The sequence below is a fragment of the Pararhizobium sp. LjRoot238 genome (assembly GCF_964252955.1).
Lineage (GTDB): Bacteria > Pseudomonadota > Alphaproteobacteria > Rhizobiales > Rhizobiaceae > Pararhizobium.
Genome location: NZ_CAXUPP020000002.1, coordinates 450,971 through 475,309 on the forward strand (window position 1 = coordinate 450,971; position 24,339 = coordinate 475,309).

A 24,339-nucleotide genomic window follows, 5' to 3' on the forward strand; every position below is an offset into this window, starting at 1 on the left:
GATTTGAGTTGACGACGGTGAAAATCTGCCTCAGTCTGCGAAAATAAATTACGATAATAAACGGGGAATACCAGAAGAATGAAAGTGGGCATCATCGGGCTCGGATTCCGTCTTGGCTATCTGGGTTATGTCTTCAGGGCTATGGACGAAAGCTTCGAGATCGCCGGCTATGTCGATCCGAACCCGGCCGGCTTGCCCGGTCTTACGGAAAAAGGCATTTCCGCCGGCACCGCCTATGCGACCCCTGAAGAGCTGATCGCCAACGAAAAGCTCGATCTTCTGATGATCGGTTCGCCGAACCATATGCATCTCGATCACATCCGCATCGGGCTCGAATCCGGCCTCAAGGTTTTCAGCGAAAAACCGATCGTTACGAGCGTCGAGGAAAGCCTGGAACTCGCCCGGCTGATGGCCAGGTACGGGCATGAACGGCTGATGGTCGGCCTCGTGCTGCGCTATGCGCCGATGTACCGGGACCTCCGCGCCGCCCAGTCTGCCGGAACCCTCGGTCAGATCGTCTCGATCGAGGCGGCCGAGCATATCGAGCCCTATCACGGCGCCTTCTTCATGCGCGACTGGCGCCGCTACGAACGTTATTCCGGCAGCTTCATGCTGGAGAAATGCTGCCACGACCTCGATCTCTACAATGGCATCGTCGGCGCGCGGCCGGAACGCGTCGCCAGCTTCGGCGGGCGCAAGAGCTTCATCCCCGCCAACGACCCGGCCCGTGATGGCATCAACGATCTCGAACTCTTCCATCGCAAGCCGAGCGGCTGGATGGGCTCCGACAAGGTTTTCGACAGCGATGGCGACATCATCGACTACCAGGTCGCGATCGTCGAATATGCCAACGGCGTCGGCATGAACTTCCACACCAACCTCAACGTCCCGGACCAGTTCCGCCGCTTTTGCATCATGGGCTCGCGCGGCATGGCCGAGGGCGATTTCATCCGCGGTTATTTCGATGTCCACGAGATGCTGACCGGCAAGAAGGTCATTGAAAACAAATATGCCGCGACGGAACTGTCGCAGCATTACGGCGCCGACGAGCAGATGGCGGCCGACATCATCGGCCATGTCCGCGACGACCGGGCACTGCCCGTTTCTACGATCGATGCGCTGGAAGCCGGTATTCTGGCGCTGTCGATGGACGAGGCGCGCCGCAAGCGCAGCGTCGTCGATCTCAGGCCCATCTGGGATAGCTTCGACGAAGCGCTCCATTCCCTGGCGGCTTGAGGAGGGGGCAGGATGAGCGTTCAGCGCAGCACCGTCATCTTCGCCTGGATCCTCCTGCTACCGGCCGTCTTCTATGTCACGGTGATCGTGGCCTATCCGCTGGTGGACACGTTCATCCTGTCCTTTACCGATGCCTCGTTGAAGAAAACGACCAACTGGGTCGGCTGGGTCAACTACGAGAAGATCTTCAACGCCACCTTTGCCGAAGTCATCATCCGCACCTTCGTGTGGACCTTCTTCTCGGTGTCGATCAAGATGATCATCGGGGTCTTCGGCGCCTCGATGCTGAACGCCGCTGTTCCTGGCCGGGCACTGTTTCGCGTGCTGACCATGCCGCCATGGATCGTGCCGATGGCGATCGGCATCTTCATGTGGGGCTGGATGTATAACGGCCAGTTCGGCATGATCTCGGGCCTCTTGCAGAACTGGGGCATCGTCGACGGTCCTGTCGCCTTCCTCGCCCGCGGGGAGACGGCCTTCTGGGCGACGATCATGACCGACGTCTGGATCGGCGTGCCGCTGGTGACGCTCTATATGCTGGCCGCCATGCAGGCGATCCCGCAGGATCTCTACGAGGCCGCCTGGACAGATGGTGCGGGGCGCTTCTACCGTTTTCGCCGCATCACCCTGCCTCTCTTGATCCCCTCGATGATCACCATGTCGATGCTGTCGCTGATCGCGACCTTCAATTCGTTCGACATCATCTGGATACTGACGCAGGGCGGGCCGAACGGCGAAACGACGACGATGATCATCGACACCTACCGGACGGCGATCGGATCGAAGAAATACGGGGACGGCGCCGCGCGCGCCGTGCTGATCTGCATCTTCCTGTCGATCTTCTGCCTTGCCTATTTCCGTGTCACCAGCCGCCTTTCTTCGGGAGAGAGCAACCGATGAGCACGCAGCCCGCCATGATCAACCGCTACCGCTGGTACGAACTCGTCGGCGTCTATGCGGGCATCTTCGTCTTCCTGGCGTTCATCCTGTCGCCCTTCGTCGAAGGATTTCTGGTGTCGCTGAAGCCGCTCGGTCTCTTGTTTTCCTCGCCCTACAAGTTCTGGCCGGAAAACGGCTCCTTTGCGGCCTATCGGTCGATGTGGGTGAGCGTTCCCGGTTTTGCCCGCTATATCTTCAACTCCTTCTTCATCTCTTCCATCGTGACCGCGATCGTCCTGGTGCTGGTCGTGCCAGCAGCCTATGCCTTCGCCCGGTTCAAGTTCCGTGGCAGCGGACCGCTGCTGGCTGCGTTTCTCGCGGTCAACATGTTCTCGGGCGCGGTTCTTCTCATTCCGCTCTTCCGGCTGATGCGCACCATGGGCGTGCTCAATACCTATTTCGCGATGATCGTGCCTGGAGTCGCCTTCCTCATTCCCTCGGCGATCTGGCTGTTGCGCACCTATATGATGCGCATCCCGCGCGAGCTGGACGAGGCAGCCTTCGTCGATGGTGCGAGCCATTTCTATACGCTACGCCGGGTGATCCTGCCGATCGCCATGCCGGGTATTACCGTCGTCGCGATAACCACCTTCATCGGCTCCTATGCCCAGCAGTTCATTTTCGCGCTGACCTTCAACTCGAAGACCGAATACATGCCGCTGCCGATCGGGCTCTACGCCTATTTCGGCCGGCAGGAAGTGATCTGGAACGAGCTGATGGCCGCAAGTTTCGTCGGCATCGCGCCGGCCGTCATCCTCATCTTCCTGATGCAACGCTATCTCGTCGCGGGCCTGACGGCCGGCGCCGTGAAACAGTAACCGCAACAACGAGCTCTACAAGCAAGGGGAACGACCATGAAAAAGCATGCCTTAATGATTGCAGCCACCTTGGCGCTGCTGACTGGGACGGCGCTGCCGTCGATGGCGGCCGACACCGAAATCACCTTCATCGCCTGTGGCGACAAGATGCAGCCGGCGCATGCCGATTTCATTAAGAAGTGGGAAGAAGCCAATCCCGGCTACAAGATCGCCTCTGAAGTGGTTGGCTGGGCGCAGTGCCAGGACAAGGTGACGACGCTTGCTGCCGCCGGCACGCCAGTGGCGCTCGCCTATGTCGGCTCGCGCACGCTGAAGGAATTCGCCGACAACGAGCTGATCGTGCCGATCACCTTCTCCGACGAGGAAAAGAAGTCCTATTATCCCTATATCATGGACACGGTCACCACCGACGGCAAGCAGTGGGGCATCCCGGTCGCCTTCTCGACGAAGTCGCTCTACTGGAACAAGGCGCTGTTCAAGCAGGCCGGTCTCGACCCGGAAACGCCGCCGAAGACCTGGGCTGAAGAGCTGGAATACGCCAAGATCATCAAGGAAAAGACCGGCATTGCCGGCTTCGGCGTGGTTGCAAAGACCTTCGACAACACCATGCACCAGTTCCTGCATTGGGTGTACACCAATGACGGCTCGGTGATCGACGCCGACGGCAAGATCACCCTCGACAGCAAGCAGAATCTTGAAGCGCTGACGGCGCTCAAGGATATCGTTCCCTATGCCGAGGAAGGCCCGACCTCCTACGAGCAGAACGAAGTGCGCGCCATCTTCCTCGACGGCAAGCTCGGCATGATCCAGGCCTCCGTCGGCGCGGTCAACCGCTTGAAGGAAACCAAGATCGACTGGGGCGTCGCGCCACTGCCGCTCGGTCCGAGCGCCAAGGGTTCGGGCACGCTGCTAATCACCGACAGCCTTGCCGTCTTCAGCGGCACTGGCGTCGAGGAAAAGGCGATCGAGTTTGCCAAGTACCTGACCAATGCCGAACACCAGCCGATTTATGAGGCGCAGGAAGGCCTGACGCCGCTGCGCCCGGGCAAGGCGGTGGATGATATGGTCGCGGCCAATCCCTATTGGAAGCCGTTCATCGACGGCATCTCCTTCGGCGGTCCGGAGCCGCTGTTCACCGATTACAAGGGGCTGCAGAACAGCATGATCGAGATGGTCCAGTCGGTCGTGACCGGCAAGGTCGAGCCGGCCGATGCGCTGAAGAAGGCGGCTGCCGATCTCGAGCAATACAAGTAAGGCCATCGGACCGCGAGCCCACTGCATAATTTCGGAGAAATTATGCAGCATTTCAGAGTGTTACGGCGACCTTAGCGCGTCTTAAAAGACGCGCGGCGCCGTAAGGGTTCGCGGTCCACTCCTCTTCTGCTATGAAAGGGCCGCTTCTCGCCGGCGGCCGGAGACACATTCTTGGGACAGCTTAATCTCAACACGGTTCAGAAATTCTACGGCACGTTCGAGGTGCTGAAAGGCATCGATCTCGATGTCAGGAACGGCGAGTTCGTCGTTTTCGTCGGACCGTCCGGCTGTGGCAAGTCGACCTTGCTCCGGATGATCGCCGGTCTCGACGAGACCAGTTCCGGTGACATCCTGATCGACGGCAAGCGCGTCAACGATCTGCCGCCGGTCAAGCGCGGGATCGCCATGGTGTTCCAGTCCTATGCGCTCTACCCGCATATGAGCGTGTTCGAGAATATCGCCTTCCCGCTGCGCGTCGAAAAGATGCAGGAGGATAAGCTCAAGGCCAAGGTGGAGAATGCCGCCCGCATCCTTCATCTCGACCAGCGGCTTGAGCAGAAGCCGGGCATGCTCTCCGGCGGCCAGCGCCAGCGCGTGGCCATCGGCCGGGCGATCGTGCGCGAGCCGAAGATCTTCCTGTTCGACGAGCCGCTATCGAATCTCGATGCGGCGCTGCGCGCCGACATGCGCATCGAGCTTGCAAAACTCCACCGGCAATTGAAGGCGACGATGATCTACGTCACGCACGACCAGGTCGAAGCGATGACGATGGCGGACCGGATCGTCGTCCTCAATGCCGGGGAGATTTCGCAGACGGGCGCACCACTCGAGCTCTACCACAAGCCGGCCAACATCTTCGTTGCCGGCTTCATCGGCAATCCGAAGATGAACATGCTACCTGTCGTCTGCAAATCCGTGGGAGCCGGCGGCGTCGAGGTCGAATACCAGGGACAGTCGGCGACGATCCCCGTTGAAAGCCGCGCGGGCCTCATCGGACAGCCATTGACGCTCGGCATACGTCCGGAACACATCCAGTTCGGCGCGGCCGACCTCGTATTGACAATTGCGCCTTCGGTGATCGAACGCCTCGGCGCCCACACCGTTGCCTATGCAGCGCTCAACGGCGAGGGCGAGAATTTCTGCGCCATGCTGCCCGGCAGCGCCGCGATCCGCACGGAGGAGACGGTTCCAGTCGGCATCAATGCCGCCGACTGCCACCTCTTCGACGCCGACGGCATCGCGCTCGAGCGCCGGGTGGAGCTCACCGATGTCGATATTGGGCTTTTAAAAGCAGGTGCGGTCTAGGCCGTGGTGACGATTTAAGGTTTTAAGGTTCCCAAAGGGTTTCAAATCAGATTCAACACTGACTTTTGGAGGTCAGTGATGGATTGCGATGCTCTTCGGGATGATCAGTGGGAGCGTATCAAGGCGATTGTGCCCGGCGGGACCAAGGGCAAACGCGGTCCGCGAACCAACAACCGGCTTTTTCTGGATGCGTTGCTATGGATGGCTCGTTCTGGTGGCCGCTGGCGTGACCTGCCTGAGCGGCTGGGCGATTACCGCTCGGTCAAGCGACGCTATTATCGCTGGATCGAGATGGGTGTGCTCGACGACATGCTTGCCGTCCTTGCCCGCGAAGCCGACCTGGAATGGCTGATGATCGATAGCACCATTGTGCGAGCCCACCAGCATGCCGCCGGAGCGCGCAAGGAAAAAGGGGGGCGGATGCCCAGGGCCTGGGTCGGTCTCGCGGCGGATTGAGCACCAAGATCCATGCCGCGACGGAGGCTCTGGGGCTTCCGGTGCGCCTGATCGGCAGTCCCGGACAGCGCAACGACATCACCCTTGCACATCAGTTGGTCGAGGGTTTCGAGACGGATGCGGCAATCGCCGACAAAGGCTATGACGCAGACCATTTACGCGACAAGATCGCCGAAGCGGGTGCTGAAGTCGTCATCCCGCCAAAGCAAAACCGCAAAATCCAGCATCCCTATAACGCCGACCTCTACAAGGAACGCAACCGTATCGAACGCTTCTTCAGCAAACTCAAACAGTTCCGACGAGTGGCAACCCGATACGACAAATTGCTGGCAAACTTCATGGGCTTCGTCAAACTCGCCGCCATCGCAATCTGGCTCAAATAGTTAAATCGTCACCACGGCCTAGGTAACAGCGCCAATTGCGATCGATCAAGCAGCTTTGAAGGGCGCGTCACCAACGCCCTTTTCCATATATTCGGGAACAATCAGATAACGCCGAGCGCAGGGGCAATACGCCATCAACTTGAACACCGCGCCCTAAGCCATCGCCTCAAGCCGCGCCCTAGTCCATCCCATGCGGATTGTCCACCATCGGCCAGATGTCACGCGGTGCCCGGCGATAGGCCGTGCGGGCCGGGTTGTTCGGATAGGGCGTTCCTGCCGAGCAATAGAGGATTTCCGAGGCGATCGGGGCGAAGGATGCGTAGAAATGGTTGGTCGATTTGATGACCAGTATTTTCCTCGATGTCGGCTCGATCCCCATCACCGAAAACAGGCTCGGGTCGAAGCTCTGCGCCCGCGTCGAGTTCAGGATGATGTCGATACCGTTGAGCTGGATATGCGCCGCATCACCGAAGGGTGCATAGCTTTCGCCGAAGCGCATTTCGGCATTGCGCACGAGCCGGACGATCTTGACGACGCCATCGATCGGATTGCCGGTGCCCGGCGCCGATTTCGCGCCGAAGCGCAGCTGGATCTCGGCGCCTTCGCCGGCCGCCATGCAGATCTGCACCGCCATCGGATCCCAGATCGTGCCGACCGCCGTGTCCTTTGCGCCCTGCGCCAGCAATTCCGCCAGCAGAACCGTCGCATCGCCGGCCGTCCCGCCGCCCGGATTGTCCCAGGTGTCGGCGATCACCACCGGTCCGCTCGCCGCGGCAAGAGCGCGGGAAACGGCTTCTCTCTCGTCGATCTGCGGCATGATGAAACTGCCACGCTTGGCGAAAAGCTCAAGGCCAAGCTCGCGGGCGAGCACCGCGCCTTTTTCCGGCTTGCCGTCGGTGAGAACAACCATTTTCGTCCCCATCTCCGGCACGTCGCCGGCCATGAACCCATGCACGACGGAGATCGACAGAATATCCACATCCGCGGCCTCCATCCGCATGATCTTGTCGACGAAGGACCGCATCGGCTCACGTGATGTCGGATAGACGTCGATCATGCGGCAGTCGAACACCGACATCACCGGCTTGACGCGGCCGGCGAGCGTATCGAGCGTAATGCGCCACAGATCCTCGGCGCGGTCGACGAAGTCGGTATGCGGGAATTCCTTGAAGTAGACGAAGAAATTCGCGGCCGCCAGGCGCTTCGCCGTCAGGTGGCTGTGCGGGTCGAGTTCGGCGCAAACGAGAATATCCGGGCCGACGATATCGCGCAGACGGGTGAGGAAATCGCCTTCGGTATCCTCGTAGCCGTCGGCCACCATGGCGCCGTGAAGACCGAGCACGACAGCATTGACTGGAAGGGCTGCGCGCAGCTGATTAAGAATCTCGTCGCGCAGCCCCTCATAGGTCAGGCGATTGACGAGGCCCGCCGGATCCGCCCAGGCGGCCGTTCCCTCGATCAGTTCGAATCCCTTTTCGGAGGCCAACCGGCGGCCGACGGTGATCGGCGCGGAACAGAGCGTCGGCGTTTCCGGATGTTCGCCCGGCGGCGCGTAGAGCGAGGCCTCGAAGGCGCGGCGGTCGACGCAGATCGGCGAGAAGGTGTTCGTTTCGGTCGCCAGGGCGGCGGTAAATATGCGCAATGCCGTTGCCTCTTGCTTGCCCGCTCAGGCTCCGCCCATCGGATTGGGCAGATAGCCAGTGAAGCCGCAGATCTTCCACCGCCCCTCGTGCAGGCGGCAATAATAGAGTGTCTGCCACATCAGGATATCAACGCTGCCATCCGATTTCTTGAGGCTGCCGTCAAACTTCTTGCGGGCCAGCGCCATGTCGCCTTCGATCTCGATATCCTCGAGCGTCGTCGTCGTGAAGATCGCGGTGCGCGGATCTTCGGCGAAGGACTGCCGCGCGAAGTCTTCTGCCTGCCGCAGCCATTCGTTGCAATAGGCATTGAGCGAAGGAAAGGCAAGGCGCCATTTATCGGGGCTCGTTTCGCGTTTCCCGTCGATGCCGATGAAGCCGTCTTCAACGAAATCCCCGGCGACTTTCGACCAGTCTGCGGCGAGGAAGGCATCGATGTCGCGTTCGACCAGCATTTGCCAGATTGCATGACGGGCTGAGTCGGAAGATGGAAACGGATTGCGGAAAGGATCGCGCACGTTTACTCCCTGGATTGAAATTCTTTTCATAAATGATGTTTTTCTCTGGTCAAATTCCGCTTTCTATGGTCCGTTGTCAACGGATTGAGAAAATAATTTGCAAGGACGCAGGAATGCCCATCAAACGTTACGGCGCCGAACAGACGGGCGCTGGCGGCAGGCCGCTCCCATTCGCTCGCGCGGTTGAAGTGAATGGCTGGCTTCATGTATCCGGCCAGGTTGCAATGGAAAAGGGCGAAATCATCGAGGGCGGCATCATTGCGCAGACCCACAAGACGATCGCCAATCTGTTGGCCATTCTGGAGGAGGCCGGCTACGGCCCCGAGCATATCGTCCGCTGTGGCGTCTGGCTCGATGACCCGCGCGACTTCTGGACCTTCAACAAGATCTATCAGGACTATTTCGGTAAGCATCCACCGGCCCGTGCCTGCGTGCAGGCGTCGATGATGGTCGATTGCAAGGTGGAGATCGATTGCATCGCCTACAAGGAAAAGACTGCGTAGGTCAGACGGAAGAACCGGGAGCAGGGTGGACATAGGGTGAGAATCGTGTGCCGGATCGCAGCATTGCAGCGGGTGCAGGGAGCCCCCTCAAGGCGGGCTTGCGATCTCATGAAAGGTGCACTTTGAATGGATATCTTCTCGACGCTTCAGGAAGAGAAAGGCAAGCTCTCGCAAGCCGAAAGCCGCATCGCAGAGATCCTGCTCACCGATTTTGAATTTGCCGTGAATGCCTCGATCATCGAACTCGCCGGCAAGGCCGATGTCTCGCCCCCGACCGTCACGCGCTTTTGCCGCCGCCTCGGCTGCGAGAGCTTTTCCGATTTCAAGGTTCAATTGGCGCGCACCGCCTATGTCGGCATGCGCTATCTCAAGCCAGAGCCGAAGAGCCGCGAGCCTGCCGATGTGGCGCAGGATATCGTCGCCAAGGCGCAGAACGCGCTTTTCCTGCTGCACCGCAATCTTGACCTTGCGGCGATCGAACAGGCCACCGAGCGGCTCGCCGCGGCAGATATGATTTATGCCTTCGGCTCCGGCGGCAATTCGTCGATGATCGCCAGCGAAATGCAGAACCGCCTCTTTCGCCTGGGGCTGCGGGTCACGGCGAGTTCCGATCACAGCATGCAATTGATGATGGCCGCCGCCGCCAGACCGACGGATGTGCTCATCGGCTCCTCGTTTTCCGGCCGCAACGCCGAGCTCGTCCGCTCCTTCTCGCTGGCGCGCGACCAGAAAGTAACGACCATCGCGCTGACGCAGAGCGGCAGTCCGGTCGCCCGCGCCGCCGATATCACCGTGCCGGTCGATCTGCCGGAGGGCACCAATATCTATCGGCCGACCTCGACCCGCATCGCTTATCTTGCGCTCGTCGATATCATCGCGAGCCTTGTCGCCTATCACATCCAGCCGCAGGCGACGGTGACGCTGCGGCGCATCAAGCAGCAGCTGGTCGCCCATCGTGACGGCGACGACCGCCAGCTTCTCGGGGACTAGCAAAGGATATGGTCAGAAAGGAACCGGCATGTCTTCATCTGTCGCGATCGTAACAGGGGCCGCGGGTGACATCGGCCGGGCGATCGCCCGCCGCCTGGGCGAAGACCATGATATCGTGCTGATGCCCGATCTCGACGGCGCGGCGGCCGAGAGGGCGGCAGCCAGCCTCGGCGACCCCGGCAAGTTCGTCGCCTTTGCCTGTGACATCACCGATCCGGCAAATGTCGCCGATATGGCGAAGCGCGCCGCGGCGCTGGGCATGGTGCGAACCCTCGTCAACAATGCCGGCGCGGCGTGCGCGGTCAGTCTGCACGATACGACGCCGGAAATCTGGCGCATGGACAGCGTGCTTAATCTGGAGGCTGCCTTCCTTTGTTTTCGCGCTGTCGAAGAAGCGCTGAAGGCGACGAAGGGCTCGGTCGTCAACATCGCCTCGGTCAACGGCACCAATGTCTTCGGCCATCCGGCCTACAGCGCCGCAAAGGCCGGCCTGCTGCACCTGACGAAACTGATCGCCGTCGAGTATGGCAAGTTCGGCATCCGCGCCAATGCCGTCTCGCCCGGAACGGTCCGCACCCAGGCCTGGGAGGACCGCGCCGCCGCCAATCCCAACGTGTTCGAGGACGCACGGCGCTGGTATCCGCTGCAGCGGATCGCCAATCCGGAAGACGTGGCCAATGCCGTTGGCTTTCTTGCCAGCCCACTTGCCGCCGCTATCACCGGCGCCTGCCTTCCGGTCGATTGCGGCCTGACGGCCGGTCAGGCGGAACTCGCCCGCACCTTCTCCCAATCGGACCACTATTAGGAATAAGAGGAACAGACATGCAATCGGCGTCCTATCGTCTCGAAAGCGCGTGGCAACCGGATGGCGGTCCAGATGGCCGCTTCACTTTCAGCCTGTTCAATCTCTCCGACCGCCCGATCGAGAATTTCACGATCGTCTACACATCGCTGACGCGGGTCATCGACCAGAAGGCCTGCGAGAACGCGACCTTCGTCAAGCGGGACGCCAACTACCACGAATTCGCCCCGCCGGCCGGTTTCGTGCTGGCCCCTGGTGCAGGCTGGACGTTTGCGGTCAGCGGCTTGCACCGCAAGGCGGTGCATTGTACCGACGGTGCGAAATCCGCCTATCTTACGCTGAGCGATGGCAGCCATGTGGCGGTTGCCGTGTCCGATCTGCTTCTCGAAGGCCACGTCAGCGAGCCACCGCCGGTGCTGCTGCCGGAAGGAAAACTCGATCTGCCGTTTGCGCTGCAGCCCTGGCCGCGCCGGATCGACGCGGAAGCGGGGGAAGGCTTACCGGTCTGCCTCTATCCCGCCGCAGGCGCATCGCTGGAGGATTTTAGGGCTGTCGACACAGTGCTTGCGCTCTTCCGGCGGCTGTTCGAAGCGGATCACGTGCCGTTCAGCCTGACGCCAAACAGCCAGGGCAGGGCGCTGCATCTCGAACGGGACGCAGCACTCGCGCCGGAGGGCTACGAGCTTTCCTTCTCGGCAAACGAGGTCACCCTTTGTTTCGGTGGTACCGCCGGCCGTCAATACGGTCTGACGACCCTGGCACAGCTTCTGAACGGCGCACGCAGGGAGCCCGCGAAATTCCGGTTTCCGATCCGTGGCACCATCTCCGACGCGCCGCGCTACAGCTGGCGCGGCTGCCATCTCGACGTGTCGCGGCAGTTCTATCCGCTCAGCGATCTCTCGCGGCTGATCGATATTCTCGCCTGGCTGAAGCTCAACATCTTCCACTGGCACCTGACCGACGACGAGGCATGGCGGCTGGAGATCAAGGCCTATCCTGAGCTCACCACGGCCGGCGTCCTCCGCGGCCCGGATGGACCGCTTCTGCCGCAACTCGGCAACGGCGCAGAGCCTGTGGGAGGCTTCTACAGCCAGGACGATGTCCGCAGGCTCGTTGTCCATGCGTCAGCACTGAACGTCGAGATCGTGCCGGAGATCGACATTCCCGGCCACAACGCGGCGACGCTTGTCGCGCTGCGCGACCTTTCCGACGGTCAGGAGGCACCCGAGAGCTATCACTCGGTCCAGGGTTACGCCAACAACGCGCTCAATCCGGCCGTGTCGTTCACCTACGAATTCCTGGAAAAGGTCTTCGATGAAATGGTCGAGCTTTTCCCGTCCGCCTACATCCATGTCGGCGGCGACGAGGTGCCGGACGGGGCGTGGCTCGCCTCGCCGCTGGCCAGGACGTTGATGGAACGCGAGGGCATTTCCGGCACCTTCGGCCTGCAGTCCTATTTCCTCAAGCAGGTAAAGGACATGCTGAGCAAGCGAGGCAAGAAGCTCGCCGGCTGGAACGAGGTCGCCCATGGCGGCGGCGTCGATGCGGAAGGCACCCTGCTGATGGCCTGGCAGACGCCGGAGGTCGGCATCGAGCTTGCCCGCGAAGGCTATGAAGTCGTGATGACGCCCGGCCAGGCCTATTATCTCGACATGGTGCAGGCAGAGGCATGGCAGGAGCCGGGCGCAAGCTGGGCCGGTACCGTTCCACCCGCACACACCTATGACTACGAGGCCGAGGGCGATTTTCCGGAGGAACTAAAACATCGGCTGAAGGGCGTGCAGGCCTGCATCTGGTCGGAGCATTTCCTCTCGCGTGGCTATTTCAATCGCCTCGTCTTTCCGCGCCTGCCGGCCATCGCCGAAGCGGCGTGGACGCCGAAGAGCGAGAAGAACTGGCAGCGCTTCGCGGCCATCGTCGGTCTCAGCCCGAAACTTTGAGGTCCGAACTGTGAGGAAAGCCATGCGCATAGCCGTCGGTGGTATCCATACCGAGTGCAGCACCTATTCGCCCGTCCTGATGACAATCGAGGATTTTTGCGTGCTTCGCGATGCCGATCTGCTCGGTGCGGAATATTTCAACTTTCTCGATGCCGACGGCATCGAGCATGTGCCTCTGCTGCACGCCCGCGCGATACCTGGGGGGCCAGTGTCGCGACAAGCCTATCAGACCTTCAAGGCCGAATTCCTTGCAAAGCTTGAGGCGGCTCTGCCGATCGACGGTCTCTACCTGGCGATGCATGGCGCGATGAATGTCGAGGGTATGGAGGATGCTGAGGGCGACTGGATTTCTGCCGCGCGCGGGGTCGTCGGTTCCGATTGCCCGGTTGCCGCGAGTTATGACCTGCACGGCAATGTCAGCCAGAGGATCATCGATCAGCTCGATATCTTCGCCGCCTATCGCACTGCGCCGCATATCGATGTTCGCGAGACCATGGTGCGCGCCTGGTCGATGTTGATCGAGACGCTGCGCACCGGCCGGCGCCCGGGTGTGGCCTGGGCCAAGGTGCCCGTCCTGCTGCCGGGCGAATGCACCTCGACGGAGGACGAGCCGGCAAAGTCAATCTATCTCGGGTTTTCGTCTTTCGACGCGAAACCGGGGGTCCTCGATACCAACCTGATGATCGGCTATGTCTGGGCCGATGAGCCACGGGCAACAGCCTGTGCGGTTGTCACTGGCGTCGACAAGGCCAGTGCGCTGAAGGCCGCCGAGGAAATCGCCCTCCAATACTGGAATGCGCGAAAGAGTTTCGGCTTCGGCCCGCAGACCGGGCCGCTGGAAGAGATGCTCGACATCGCCGAGAGGGCGACCACATCCCCGGTCATTCTTGCCGATTCCGCCGACAATCCGACAGGCGGCGGTGTCGGCGACCGCGCTGATGTGTTGCGTGCGCTTCTTGCCCGTGACTGGCAGGGCGCTCTCATCGCCGGCATCACCGATCGGCCTGCCGTCGAAGCCTGCTTTGCCGCCGGCGAGGGAGCGTCGCTTGCCCTTCGCATCGGCGGCAGCCTCGATCCGGCAAGCGCTCCGGCTGACGTTACGGCAACGGTCTTGCGTCTCGATGATCCTGGCGCTCCGGCCGGGCGCCAGGCCGTCGTGCGTGTCGGCGGTATCGAGATCGTGCTTTCATCGCGCCGCCGGCCCTATCATAATATCGAGGACTTCCAGCGGCTGGGGCTTGATCCGAAGGCCGTGCGGTTATTGGTGGTGAAGTCCGGCTATCTCTCGCCGGAACTGGCGCCGATTGCCAATCCGAACCTGATGGCGGTGACCGATGGCGTCGTCAGTCAGGACATTGCCAATCTCGCAAGCAACCGCAGGGCAAGGCCGACCTTTCCCTTCGATCGGGATTTTGAATTTACGCCGCAGGCCAAACTTTCAGCGCGTTGGGACGCTGTGGCAGGACCGGCGGACTGAGCCAAACCATATTCAAGCAGTTCCTTATCCGCGCAATCCCGTCAATTCGCGGGCGCCGTTCATCTCTCCACTGGTGTCTTCATCATGACCTCCACGCTGTTGATCGCCTTCCGCCACCCGGTGGTCCGGTTGAGCATGATCGCGATCTTTCTGTTCGGCTTCACGGGTGCGGCGACATCGCCCTATCAGTCGGTCATCGGCATCACGGAACTGGGTCTGAGCGACGGCTTCTATTCGATCCTGATTTTCATGGCCGCCGCGGTCAATGTTGTCGCAAGTCTCTGGGTCGGCGTGCTCGCGGACAGGATCGGCAACTATCGGATCCTGCTGATGACCGTCATGACGTTCGGCGTCGTAGGCTATGGCCTGGTTTATGCCGTGCCTTCGGCGGCAAGCTTCGTCGTCTGTACGCTGATCATTTTGCCGGTCTACAACGCAATGAACTCGCTGCTGTTCGCCAATGTCCGCGCGATTGCCAATGCCGGGGGCGGGCGCGATGCAGCGGCGATCAACTCCGGCGTTCGTGCGGCGATTTCCGTCGCATGGGTGCTTGTGCCCGGTCTTGTTGCGCTCGTATTGGCGGGAAGCGGCAGCATGCTGCCCGCCTATCTGCTCGCCTGCCTCGGCTGCATCGTCAATCTGGCGCTGGTCTTCCTCAAATTGCCCGCCGCCGGGCCTCCCCAAGAGATCAGCCATCGTCACTCCTATCTCGCCTCCTTCGCCAAAGTTCTCTCGCCCAAAGTGTTTTGGAGGTTGATGGCTGTCTCGCTGATCACCTCGACGCTGCATGTCAACGCGGCGGTCCAGCCGCTGATCATTACCGGTGCCGCCGGGGGCAAGGTCACCGATATCGGGGTCATCGTCGGGATCGTCGCTTTCCTCGAAGTCGTCTTCATCTTCGTGTGGGCGCGGATCCAGCTTCACCTGCACCCGGTAACGGCGCTCGCAGCCGGCACGGTGCTCTATGCGGTCTATCTGGCGTTGCTCGGCTTCTCCTCCGCGCCCTGGCAGATCTATGCCCTGACGACGCTCAGCGCTTTCGCTGCGGCGGCCCTGATCAGCATTCCGATCACCTATATCCAGGACCTGATCGCCGATCGTCCCGGTCTTGGAAGCTCGCTTATTTCGGTCAACCTGTTCCTGAGCGGTGGGCTCAGCGCCATCCTGTTTGCGCTTGGGACCCGGTTCAGCGACTATTCGGGAACGTCGCTGCTCGGTGCGCTTGCCGGCACGGCGGGTTTTGCCCTGCTCATCTATCTCGACGGTCGGGGTGCGCGGCGACGGTCTGCGCGCTAAGTGTTGCGGGCCACTGACCGCGAACCGCCGTCAGCCCGATCCGAATATCGCCGTGTTTGGCAAGAAGCGATAGAGCCTGTTTCTGCGCCCACCATGCGGCCAATCCCAGCGCAACGCCGCCAACGATGGCGAGCCCCGAAAAGACAGGCGCGGCGATTTTTCCGGAAACCAGCGGGAGAAGCAGTTCCGGCACAAAACGGTGCATGAGATAGATGTGGAAACCCGCCGCGGAAATCGGCAGGATCAATGTCTTCAGCCAGCCCGGAACTGGCACACGCGGCAGGAACAACAGCAGGGCCAGAACCGGGATTTGCATGAAATATTTAACCCTGGTGCCGATCCAGACACTCTCGTAGAAAGCGAAGAAGCAAAACACGGCCGTACCGACCGTCATCAGCAGCAGCCGTTTTGCGGTGGTGTCCGCAAACCCCGCCAGAAAGCCGATGGCCGGCAGATAGAGAAGCCAGGGCAAGGTGAAAATCTGACGATTCCCGGCCATTTGCCGGAGTTCGGGAATGATCAGACGAGCAAGCAGCGCCACGCCCAGCAACACCAGACCGGCCGAGAAGGGCGACTGCCTGGCCATCCTTCGAACCGGTGGAAGGGCGAAGAAGCCGGCGAACAGGACAAGCATCTGGCAGTAGGCTTCGACGAACCAATAGAGGTAGGGAAGCATCGTGTGCCGTTCCGGATCGGCAAAACCGAAATTGCCGGCCATCAAGACCGAAGCCAGCGGCACCTCGCTCCAGGCGACTGCATAGCCCACGACAATCAGATAATACGGGATCAATATCTGCAGCGCCGATCGGAAGAGGCGGGCGATATCGAACCCGGAAATCGCGCGCCATTGGAAGCGGGCGAACCCGAAGCCGACGAGCAGGAGCATAGCAGCCGAGCCGCCGGGGATCGGCCAGAGCGTCTCGTGCTGGACGACGACAAAGAGGATGGCGAGCGCCCGGATGAGAAGATTGGCGTCCAGTTTGGGCAGCGTCACGGTGTGCTTGACGCTGCCTGCCAGCTTCGACACCGGCAGCGTTTCCCAGTTCGGGGGCGCTTCTCCGAGGATGCGCTCCAGAGCGATCGAAAGCTGCACGAAACGCAGGGAATCGCCGCCCAGCGACAGGAAGCTATCCTGCGGACCGACGCGGGCCGGGTAGAAGAGTTGCGCGAAAACATCCTGGACGGTTTCCGGCCTATTTCCGGCGTTCACGGTTCTGCCGGGGGATTGCGCCCTCAGAGCGCTGTAGTCGATCTTGCCTGAAGAAAGGCGCGGCAAATCCGCTTGCGGCGTGGCGCCGACCTGAAGCAAAGTCAGGCCGCTTGCCGCCGCCAGAATGTGTTTGACGCCGGTCTCGCTGGCAGGACCGGCGCAATAAGCGTGGATTGACTGGTCGTCACCGATGACGGCTGCGCGAATCCCATGTTTCTCAAGCGCCGCCTCCATCGCATCATGGCTGATCCTCAGACCCGCGATCTTCGAAATACGCTTCAGACGCCCGCAGATGCGTAACAGTCCCTCATCGTCCATCTCGGCGAGGTCGCCCGTTTTCAGGCAGTCGAGCTCGTGGCCATGCGTCAGTTCGCGGCGCGAACTCGCATATCCCATCATAACATTGGGACCGCGATAGACGAGCTGGCCGGGGCGTCCCGGTGAGGAGATCGTTCGTCCCTGTTCGTCCTCAACCGTCAGCGTGCCGCCGGGAACGGCGATCCCGATCCGGTCCTCGTTTCCCTCAAGCCGATCTGGTGGCACATAGGCCAGCCGCGCAGTGCCTTCCGTCTGGCCATACATCACGAAAAAAGCGCCGTCGTTTTCGCGCATACGATGATTGTAACGGCGGATGATATCGGGCGACAGGCGGCCACCGGCGACCGTCATGAAGCGGAGGGATGAAGGGAGCCTGCTGCGGAAATCAATGCTCTCCAGAAGCTCGTAGGAATAGGGAACGCCGGAAAAATTCGTGCATCCGGACTGTTCCAGCCGATCGTGGAATTGCGGATCCGATATCGACATTTTCGGGAAATACAGGCTGGCACCGACCGAAAGATGCGAATGCAGAACGGACAATCCGTAACAATAATGCAATGGCAGCGCCATGCAGCCGCGATCTGTTGCCGTCAGGTCGAGATACTGGGTTATCGACGCCGCATTGGCGTCGAGGTTGCGGGCGGAAAGCCTCACCGCCTTGGCGCGGCCGGTGCTTCCGGATGTCATCAATAGCAGCGCCAGATCGGGATGTGGCGGAATACCGTGCTGGTCGCGGCTGCGGAGAGGCTCGATCAGTCTCCAGCGGCCGTCGATCTGGCGAAAGGTGATATCGGGCGCAAATGCCTCTGCGACGACGGCACCCTGCGCCTGATCCGCCGGTGGCATCATGATCACGGCATGGCCGGACTGAAGGGCCGCGAGGTAGCCGATGATTGCGTGCTCGGAATGCGACGCTTCCACGCCGACCAGCATTTTCTCCCGGCCGAAAGTCGTGGATTTCTGACTGACACGATCTGCCAGTTGCCGGTATGTGATCGGGTCACGGTCTGGAAAAAGCAGTGCAGGCGCATCGCCCCAATTTGCCAGCGCGGACGTAAAGAGCGGTGCCATGGTGTGCGATCTTGACGGAATAGGAAGGGAAGTTGGATATGCTCCCTATGAAATGCATGATTGCTATTGTCAAGTTATCGGCAGGGGCATAGGTGTTTTCGGAGGGACGACCTTTGGCGCGTGGAACCGAATGACGGAGAAGAGATTGATTCCGGCAGCAAAAGACCCGGCGCTCGAACTCTGCAATGTAAGCCGCAGGTTTGGAAAGACCGTCGCTCTGGATGACGTGTCGCTGACGATCAGCTCCGGCGAGATCATCTGTCTCGTTGGCCGTTCCGGCTGCGGGAAATCGACATTGCTGAGAATGATCGCCGGGGTCGATATGGTCGATGCCGGCCGCATCCTGCTCAACGGAGACGAAGTTTCGGGTCCTTCAACCTTCGTGGAGCCGGAGGACCGCAAGATCGGTTTCGTTTTCCAGGACTACGCTCTCTTTCCGCATCTGACCGTGGAGCAGAACATCCTGTTCGGTCTCAGGGGCCGGCCGAAAAAGACTGTCGCCGACAGGGTCGCCGAAATTCTCGAACATATCGGCATCGAGCATCTGAAGGCACGGTATCCGCACATGCTGTCGGGCGGCGAACAGCAACGCGCCGCGCTTGCCCGCGCTCTCGCGCCACAGCCGGATATCCTCCTGATGGACGAGCCGTTCTCCAACCTGGATCGCGGCCTGCGGGACAGGGTTCGCGATGAAACGCTTTCGCTTCTGAAAAATCTTGGCACGACGGTCATCATGGTCACCCATGACCCGGAAGAAGCCCTTTCGGCGGGCGACAGGGTTGTCTTGATGAAGGCCGGCCGGATCGTTCAGACCGGGTCGGGCTACGACCTGCACGACAGGCCCGTGAACCCTTATGCCGCTGAGTTCTTCTGCGCCTTCAACAAGGTTCCCGGCGTTTACCGTCAAGGTCATGTCGAAACGGCGATCGGCCGGTTTGCGCAGAGGCTGGATCTCGGCGAAGGCAGCGCCGCCACGCTCTATATCCGCCCACAGGGAATTTCCGTGTCGCGTGAGCCCGCAGACGTCTGCGGGCGCGTGCACAGCCGTGTCTTCCTTGGTGACGTGGAACAGCTCGCCGTCAAGGTGGAGGGTTTGGAGCAGCCGCTCCTGGTTCGAACGATGCAGCGCCTGGAGGCCGGTACCGACACGGTCGGTTTGGCTATCTTGCCGGAGAGCTGCCTGGCATTCGCCGCTGCTTGCGCAGGGAGCGCAGATCCGGATAACCCGATCAAGCCTGAGGGATCATTTACGGTAAATTTTCCTCGTTAAACTTGACTGCAGTACTCCATTAATGCTTGACGGCGCGACACAATTCATCTGGAGGATTAAATGACCCCGTTCACCATCGCAAAATCCGCGCTGCTTTCAACCACCTTGCTGCTCAGCACGGGTGCCGTGTCTGCTGCGGAGCTCAACATCTACACAACCCGCGAGCCGGGCCTGATCCAGCCGCTGCTGGACTCCTTCACCGCAGCCACCGGTACTAAGGTCAACACGGTCTTCCTCAAGGATGGCCTGGTCGAGCGCGTCGCGGCCGAGGGTGAAAACTCGCCGGCCGATATCCTGATGACAGTCGACGCGGGAAATCTCGTAGATCTCGTCGAGAAAGGCGTCACCCAGCCAGTGGAATCCACTGTCCTGACGGAATCGATTCCGGAGCAGTTGCGCGATGCGAAAGGCAACTGGTTTGCGCTATCCATGCGCGCCCGCGTCATTTATGCAGCAAAGGATCTCGATCTCGCAGCCTTCCACTACGAGGATCTGGCCGATCCGAAATGGAAGGGCAAGGTCTGCATTCGCTCCGGCCAGCACCCGTACAACACCGCGCTCTTTGCCGATTACCTCGCCCATTACGGCGCTGAAGAGACGGAGAAATGGCTCGCCGGCGTCAAGGACAACCTGGCTCGCAAGGCAGCCGGCGGCGACCGCGACGGCGCCAAGGACATTCTGGGCGGCATTTGTGATATCGCGGTTGCCAATTCCTACTATGTCGGCCTGATGCGCTCGGGCAAGGGCGGCGAAGAGCAGGCTTCTTGGGGCAACGCCATTAAGGTCATCCTGCCAACCTTCAAGGACGGCGGAACACAGGTCAACGTCAGCGGCGCTGCCGTCGCAAAACATGCGCCGAACAAGGCGGAAGCCGTAAAGCTCCTGGAATACCTCGTGTCCGACGAGGCCCAGAAGATCTACGCCGAAGCGAATTTCGAATATCCGGTCAAGCCCGGCGCCGCGGCCGACCCGATCATTGCATCCTTCGGTGAATTGAAGATCGATCCGAAACCTTTGACGGAAATCGTCAGCCATCGTAAGCAGGCAAGCGAACTGGTCGACAAGGTCGGCTTCGACAACTAAAAACGGGAAGGCGCCCGCGGTGAATGCGGGCGCCTTCCTGTCGCCGACGAAATGGATTTTCCTTGATGACCAGCGCCGCACGAAGCCGGCACCGGCGCTCCACTGGGTCCAGGTGGCTGGTCTGCGCGGGCGCTACCGCCTGTTTCGTCCTGCTGCCGTTCCTGGCGCTCTTGTTGCAGGCGGTGCAGGGATCCGCAGGACTGTGGTCGCATCTTGTCACGACCGTCCTGCCCGTCGCCTTGATGGATACCGTCATTCTCCTCTGTGGTGTGGGCCTGATCACTGCCATTGTCGGAACGACGACCGCCTGGCTGGTCACGGCCTATACCTTTCCAGGCCGCCGGGTGCTCGAATGGGCGCTGCTGCTGCCGCTTGCGGTGCCGACCTACATCATCGCCTATGCCTATCTCGACATCCTGCATCCGATAGGGCCGGTGCAGGGGGCGGTTCGATGGCTGCTCGGCTATTCCAGCCCAAGGGAATTTCGCCTGCCGGACCTGCGCTCGATGACGGGCTGTATCCTGCTTCTGGGTTTCGTGCTCTACCCTTATGTCTATATTCCGGTGCGGGCGATGTTCCTGACACAGTCCGCCAATCTGATCGAGGCTGCAAGAACACTCGGCATTTCCCGGCGCGCAATCTTCTGGCACGTTGCCCTGCCGCTGGCGCGGCCTGCCGTTGCCGTCGGCGTCAGTCTCGCGCTGATGGAAACGCTCAACGATATCGGCGCCTCGGAGTTTCTGGGCGTGCGGACACTGACCGTCTCCATATACACCACCTGGGTGACCCGGTCCGATCTGCCGGGGGCGGCGCAGATTGCCTTGGCGTTGCTTGCGATCGTCGTCATCCTGGTGGGGTGGGAAAGACGGGCAAGGGGAAAACAGCGCTACACTTCCAGCGCGCAGCGCAATCGCGCTTTCGAACCCCGCCGCGTTTCTCCGGCAAAAGGTTTGCTCCTGTTTGTCACAGGGCTTCTGCCCATCCTTGTCGGCTTCGCCGCTCCGGCGGCCTATCTCGTCGTCGAAGCCTGGAAAAGGGTGGAGTTTGCCGGGCTTTCGCCTCGGTTCCTCGTCGAAGCCGTCAACACCATAGGCCTGGCGGTCTTTGCGACGGTCATCACGGTTCTTTTCGGCCTGCTTGTCGCCTATGCCAGCCGTCTGCGCCCCGGTGCCGCGTCATCCTGGTTTCACCGCCTCTCGACGCTCGGCTATGCTGCCCCCGGTACGGTCGTCGCGATCGGAATTCTAATCGTTCTGGGAACATTTGACGGCTTCGTGGACCGTACAGCGACCGCTTGGTTCGGCATTTCAACTGGGTTGCTGGTCATGGGGTCGAGTGCAGCGCTGCTCTATGCCTATACGGTGCGATTTCTTGCCATCTCGGCCGGCGGCATAGAGGCGGGGCTGGCGCGCATCCCCATCTCCTTCGATCATGCGGCGCGCACCTTGGGCCAATCGAAGACGGGTACCTTCCGATTTGTCCATCTGCCGTTGTCGAAGGCGGCGATCACGGCCGCCGCCTTGCTGGTGTTCGTCGATTGCGTCAAGGAGCTTCCCGCCACCCTGCTGCTGCGCCCGCTGAATGTCGAGACCTTCGCAACGCATCTCTACGGCGAAGCGGCGAGGGGCACCTACGAGGAGGCGTCCATCGCCGCTCTCGCCATCGTCGCCATCGGCATCCTGCCCGTCATCCTGCTTTCCCGCATGGGACGCGTCGCCAGGCATCTTGAGTGAGTTTGCCAACGGAACTGTCGTGCGGCGGTTTCTTGATTCCCCGACGGTGCCGAGCAACACGCTCCCCACTGCTCACCGATTTCGTGATCTTCGGAAAAGGTCAATATTCCACGGGCAGAGCAGCCGTCGATCATCCTGCCAATTTATACCTCCGTCGCCAAACACCAGGATAGCTCCGAGAGACGCGAAGTCTCCGTGTTTGGAGGCGGCGCTACAACACCAGAGCGGCAGGTCAGCAATCTGATCTGCTTGCGTCCGTCAAGACTTCGCTGGAAGCGGAAATGCGGAGGCGTTGTCCAACAAACTCATAAGGGTCGTGTATTCCAGCGCCAAACTTCGGATGCGCCAAGGACCCGGAACCACTTACCCAGCGATCGTCACTCTTAAAAAAGGTACTCGGCTCGAGGTGTTCGCAACTGACGGCGAGTGGCTACAGGTGACCGCTTCCCGGCAGTCGGGCTGGGTTCATGGGAGCTTCGTTACCGACGGCAGCCCTATCGCAGCCGAAAAAAGCCCGATCAAGCAGGAAGCCGTGCCGGCATGGCGATTGGTCAGAACGACGCCGGAAAACAGCTCACGTCCCGGAGGCATCCCGCGCGTTTGGGCGCACCCAAAAACGAGTTCTCCTTGGATTAGTTGCCCTTGAAAGCTTTTTTAGGAAACCGTCTATTTTTGAAAGGATTTTTAGGGTCATTACTGTTTTTTGGGGGCGGGGCTATTTTTTGAAAAGAAATTTTGGGCAACGAAAGTTTTTAAGAAGGCCCCAAAACCTCTTGATCTCTTCTCGCGATCAGGCTGTTCTTATATTGGAAATGAACATGCCCAGGGCGTGCTGAACTGCGTCCTTTGCAGGCTCGGTCCCGTGCCATTCGGGGAAGTGACCGTCAACCGCCATCCGTGCAAGCCCGTAGACGAGCGCTCTGGCAGCAAGCACCAGATGATCGAAGTCCAAGCCCTGGCGGAGCTCATCCCGGTCACGGGCCTGAGCGAGAAGGTCGATCATCAGTGTCCGTATCTCTTCATTGTCTCGACGCAGGCTCTCCGAGCCGTCGAAATCAATGAGCGTACGCGAGCTGATGATCTCGAAGTGAGTGGTATTGGATAGCGCCCATCGCAGATAGCCTCGGCCGATTGCTTCGAAAGCCGCCAGCGGGTCTTGTTCGCCGGTCTCGGCCACCGTTTCGGCCACCGCCTCCTTCAACCGCGTCATTGCCTGTTCGGCTACCGCCGTCATCAATGCGGTCTTGGTTTTGAAGTGCCGGAACGGCGCAGCGGGGGAGACGCCCGCTCGCTTCGCCGCTTCGCGCACGGACACATGGTCGATGCCGCGCTCCTCGATGATCGCGACCGTGGCGGCAACGAGCGCCTCCACCAAGTTGCCGTGGTGGTACCGCTTGGGTTCTTGGGCGACGTGGCCCTGTGGGTGCGCATCTGTCATGTCCCGAGTTCTATCATGTCGAAGGAATGTAATCACCATTTACTTTTAAGGTTGACCACGACATCTTGGCGATGTAATCAGTGATTACTTAACAAGGAGAATTCAAATGCACCGATCCGCCCTCAAATATGCTGTCACGCTATCGTTGCTCGCAACGGCGATGCCCGCGCTCGCTCAGGACAAACCGTCCCTCGAAATCGTCTGGCCGCCGGCCAATGCGGTGATCACGCTTGGTGACGACATCGACAAATCGTTCGGCGTCGTCGTCAAAAGCAACTTTAGACTGCTCGCGGCCGGGCAGTGCGGGGACGACGATCAATGCGGTCACGTCCACATGAAGATCGATCCGCGCGGCAATACCTGCAACATTCCAGGCCATCCCTATAACAGCATGAACAGTGACGTCGGCGGCGATCTGATCAAGGCTCGGTTCGGACATTGCCCATCACCCGACGGAATCCACGTCATCGGCATCCTTTTAGCCAATGACCATCACAAGCCGGTCCTTGTCGATGGCAAACCAGTCACGGCGCTCGTGACCGTAAAGACAAAAAAGTGAGCTGAGGGACGAGAATGGTCTAGCACGGACGGCTTCCCGGATGTCGCTGGCAAATTCCAGGACCTGTTCGATCTCATTTTTTCGCTGGCGGTCAGACATC

21 protein-coding genes are annotated in these 24,339 nt (G+C 60.6%); 17 read left to right on the forward strand and 4 right to left on the reverse strand.

What is annotated here, in order from left to right; all coding sequences use genetic code 11:
• Positions 1-78: 78 nt before the first annotated feature.
• The 6 genes from ACSQ3F_RS23330 (at position 79) to ACSQ3F_RS23355 (ending at position 6,391) form a co-directional block, all read left to right on the forward strand.
• Positions 79-1,236, forward strand: coding sequence for a Gfo/Idh/MocA family protein (locus tag ACSQ3F_RS23330; RefSeq protein ID WP_436102600.1), 1,158 nt, complete (start codon positions 79-81; stop codon positions 1,234-1,236).
• 12 nt (positions 1,237-1,248) lie between these two features.
• Complete coding sequence (locus ACSQ3F_RS23335; RefSeq protein ID WP_436102601.1) at positions 1,249-2,136, forward strand: carbohydrate ABC transporter permease; 888 nt, start codon at positions 1,249-1,251, stop codon at positions 2,134-2,136.
• A complete protein-coding gene (locus tag ACSQ3F_RS23340; protein WP_436102602.1) occupies positions 2,133-2,993 on the forward strand; it encodes a carbohydrate ABC transporter permease in 861 nt (286 codons plus the stop codon). Before ACSQ3F_RS23335 ends, ACSQ3F_RS23340 begins: the two co-directional genes overlap by 4 nt.
• Before the next feature lie 36 nt (positions 2,994-3,029).
• On the forward strand, positions 3,030-4,247 hold the full coding sequence (locus ACSQ3F_RS23345) for an ABC transporter substrate-binding protein (protein WP_436102603.1): 1,218 nt from the start codon (positions 3,030-3,032) through the stop codon (positions 4,245-4,247).
• A 171-nt stretch (positions 4,248-4,418) separates the two neighbouring features.
• Positions 4,419-5,552 (forward strand): ABC transporter ATP-binding protein, encoded by a 1,134-nt coding sequence (locus tag ACSQ3F_RS23350; protein ID WP_436102604.1) that lies wholly within the window; start codon positions 4,419-4,421, stop codon positions 5,550-5,552.
• 78 nt (positions 5,553-5,630) lie between these two features.
• Positions 5,631-6,391 (forward strand): IS5 family transposase gene (locus tag ACSQ3F_RS23355; RefSeq protein WP_436099515.1). Its coding sequence is split into 2 segments (ribosomal slippage): positions 5,631-5,970 and positions 5,970-6,391, totalling 762 coding nucleotides; the frame shifts between segments, so codons are not numbered across the junction.
• Positions 6,392-6,569: 178 nt separating this feature from the next.
• On the opposite strand, the gene ACSQ3F_RS23360 is transcribed toward ACSQ3F_RS23355, so the two are convergent.
• Both ACSQ3F_RS23360 and ACSQ3F_RS23365 read right to left on the reverse strand, forming a co-directional pair.
• A complete protein-coding gene (locus ACSQ3F_RS23360) occupies positions 6,570-8,033 on the reverse strand; it encodes a M81 family metallopeptidase (protein ID WP_436102605.1) in 1,464 nt (487 codons plus the stop codon).
• Between the two features lie 24 nt (positions 8,034-8,057).
• Complete coding sequence (locus tag ACSQ3F_RS23365) at positions 8,058-8,549, reverse strand: hypothetical protein (RefSeq protein WP_436102606.1); 492 nt, start codon at positions 8,547-8,549, stop codon at positions 8,058-8,060.
• 113 nt (positions 8,550-8,662) lie between these two features.
• Between ACSQ3F_RS23365 and ACSQ3F_RS23370 the strand changes: the two genes are divergently transcribed.
• The 6 genes from ACSQ3F_RS23370 (at position 8,663) to ACSQ3F_RS23395 (ending at position 15,557) form a co-directional block, all read left to right on the forward strand.
• Entirely contained in the window at positions 8,663-9,052 is a 390-nt protein-coding gene (locus ACSQ3F_RS23370; protein ID WP_436102607.1) for a RidA family protein, read from the forward strand.
• A gap of 126 nt (positions 9,053-9,178) precedes the next feature.
• Positions 9,179-10,042: a MurR/RpiR family transcriptional regulator gene (locus tag ACSQ3F_RS23375; protein WP_436102608.1), complete on the forward strand. Its 864-nt coding sequence runs from the start codon at positions 9,179-9,181 to the stop codon at positions 10,040-10,042.
• Positions 10,043-10,070: 28 nt separating this feature from the next.
• Positions 10,071-10,847, forward strand: a complete 777-nt coding sequence (locus ACSQ3F_RS23380) for an SDR family oxidoreductase (RefSeq protein WP_436102609.1) — start codon at positions 10,071-10,073, stop codon at positions 10,845-10,847.
• A gap of 17 nt (positions 10,848-10,864) precedes the next feature.
• Positions 10,865-12,784, forward strand: a complete 1,920-nt coding sequence (locus ACSQ3F_RS23385; protein ID WP_436102610.1) for a beta-N-acetylhexosaminidase — start codon at positions 10,865-10,867, stop codon at positions 12,782-12,784.
• Between the two features lie 22 nt (positions 12,785-12,806).
• The gene (locus tag ACSQ3F_RS23390) at positions 12,807-14,261 is read left to right on the forward strand and encodes a M81 family metallopeptidase (protein ID WP_436102611.1); all 1,455 of its coding nucleotides are present in this window, start codon (positions 12,807-12,809) and stop codon (positions 14,259-14,261) included.
• An 84-nt stretch (positions 14,262-14,345) separates the two neighbouring features.
• Complete coding sequence (locus tag ACSQ3F_RS23395; RefSeq protein WP_436102612.1) at positions 14,346-15,557, forward strand: MFS transporter; 1,212 nt, start codon at positions 14,346-14,348, stop codon at positions 15,555-15,557.
• On the opposite strand, the gene ACSQ3F_RS23400 is transcribed toward ACSQ3F_RS23395, so the two are convergent.
• Complete coding sequence (locus tag ACSQ3F_RS23400; protein ID WP_436102613.1) at positions 15,511-18,156, reverse strand: AMP-binding protein; 2,646 nt, start codon at positions 18,154-18,156, stop codon at positions 15,511-15,513. The genes ACSQ3F_RS23395 and ACSQ3F_RS23400 overlap by 47 nt on opposite strands.
• A gap of 130 nt (positions 18,157-18,286) precedes the next feature.
• On the opposite strand from ACSQ3F_RS23400, the gene ACSQ3F_RS23405 reads away from it, so the two are divergent.
• From ACSQ3F_RS23405 to ACSQ3F_RS23420, 4 genes are all read left to right on the forward strand, one after another.
• Complete coding sequence (locus ACSQ3F_RS23405) at positions 18,287-19,426, forward strand: ABC transporter ATP-binding protein (RefSeq protein WP_436102614.1); 1,140 nt, start codon at positions 18,287-18,289, stop codon at positions 19,424-19,426.
• A 60-nt stretch (positions 19,427-19,486) separates the two neighbouring features.
• Positions 19,487-20,509 (forward strand): Fe(3+) ABC transporter substrate-binding protein, encoded by a 1,023-nt coding sequence (locus tag ACSQ3F_RS23410; RefSeq protein ID WP_436102615.1) that lies wholly within the window; start codon positions 19,487-19,489, stop codon positions 20,507-20,509.
• A 65-nt stretch (positions 20,510-20,574) separates the two neighbouring features.
• A complete protein-coding gene (locus ACSQ3F_RS23415; protein WP_436102616.1) occupies positions 20,575-22,242 on the forward strand; it encodes an ABC transporter permease in 1,668 nt (555 codons plus the stop codon).
• 340 nt (positions 22,243-22,582) lie between these two features.
• A complete protein-coding gene (locus tag ACSQ3F_RS23420) occupies positions 22,583-22,888 on the forward strand; it encodes an SH3 domain-containing protein (RefSeq protein ID WP_436102839.1) in 306 nt (101 codons plus the stop codon).
• Positions 22,889-23,032: 144 nt separating this feature from the next.
• Here the strand turns inward: ACSQ3F_RS23420 and ACSQ3F_RS23425 are convergent, their stop codons facing one another.
• The gene (locus ACSQ3F_RS23425; RefSeq protein ID WP_436102617.1) at positions 23,033-23,680 is read right to left on the reverse strand and encodes a TetR/AcrR family transcriptional regulator; all 648 of its coding nucleotides are present in this window, start codon (positions 23,678-23,680) and stop codon (positions 23,033-23,035) included.
• Positions 23,681-23,786: 106 nt separating this feature from the next.
• Here ACSQ3F_RS23425 and ACSQ3F_RS23430 point away from each other — a divergent pair, with 106 nt between their 5' ends.
• Positions 23,787-24,239 carry a hypothetical protein gene (locus tag ACSQ3F_RS23430; protein ID WP_436102618.1) on the forward strand — a complete coding sequence of 151 codons (453 nt, stop codon included), beginning with the start codon at positions 23,787-23,789 and terminating at the stop codon, positions 24,237-24,239.
• Positions 24,240-24,339: the final 100 nt, after the last annotated feature.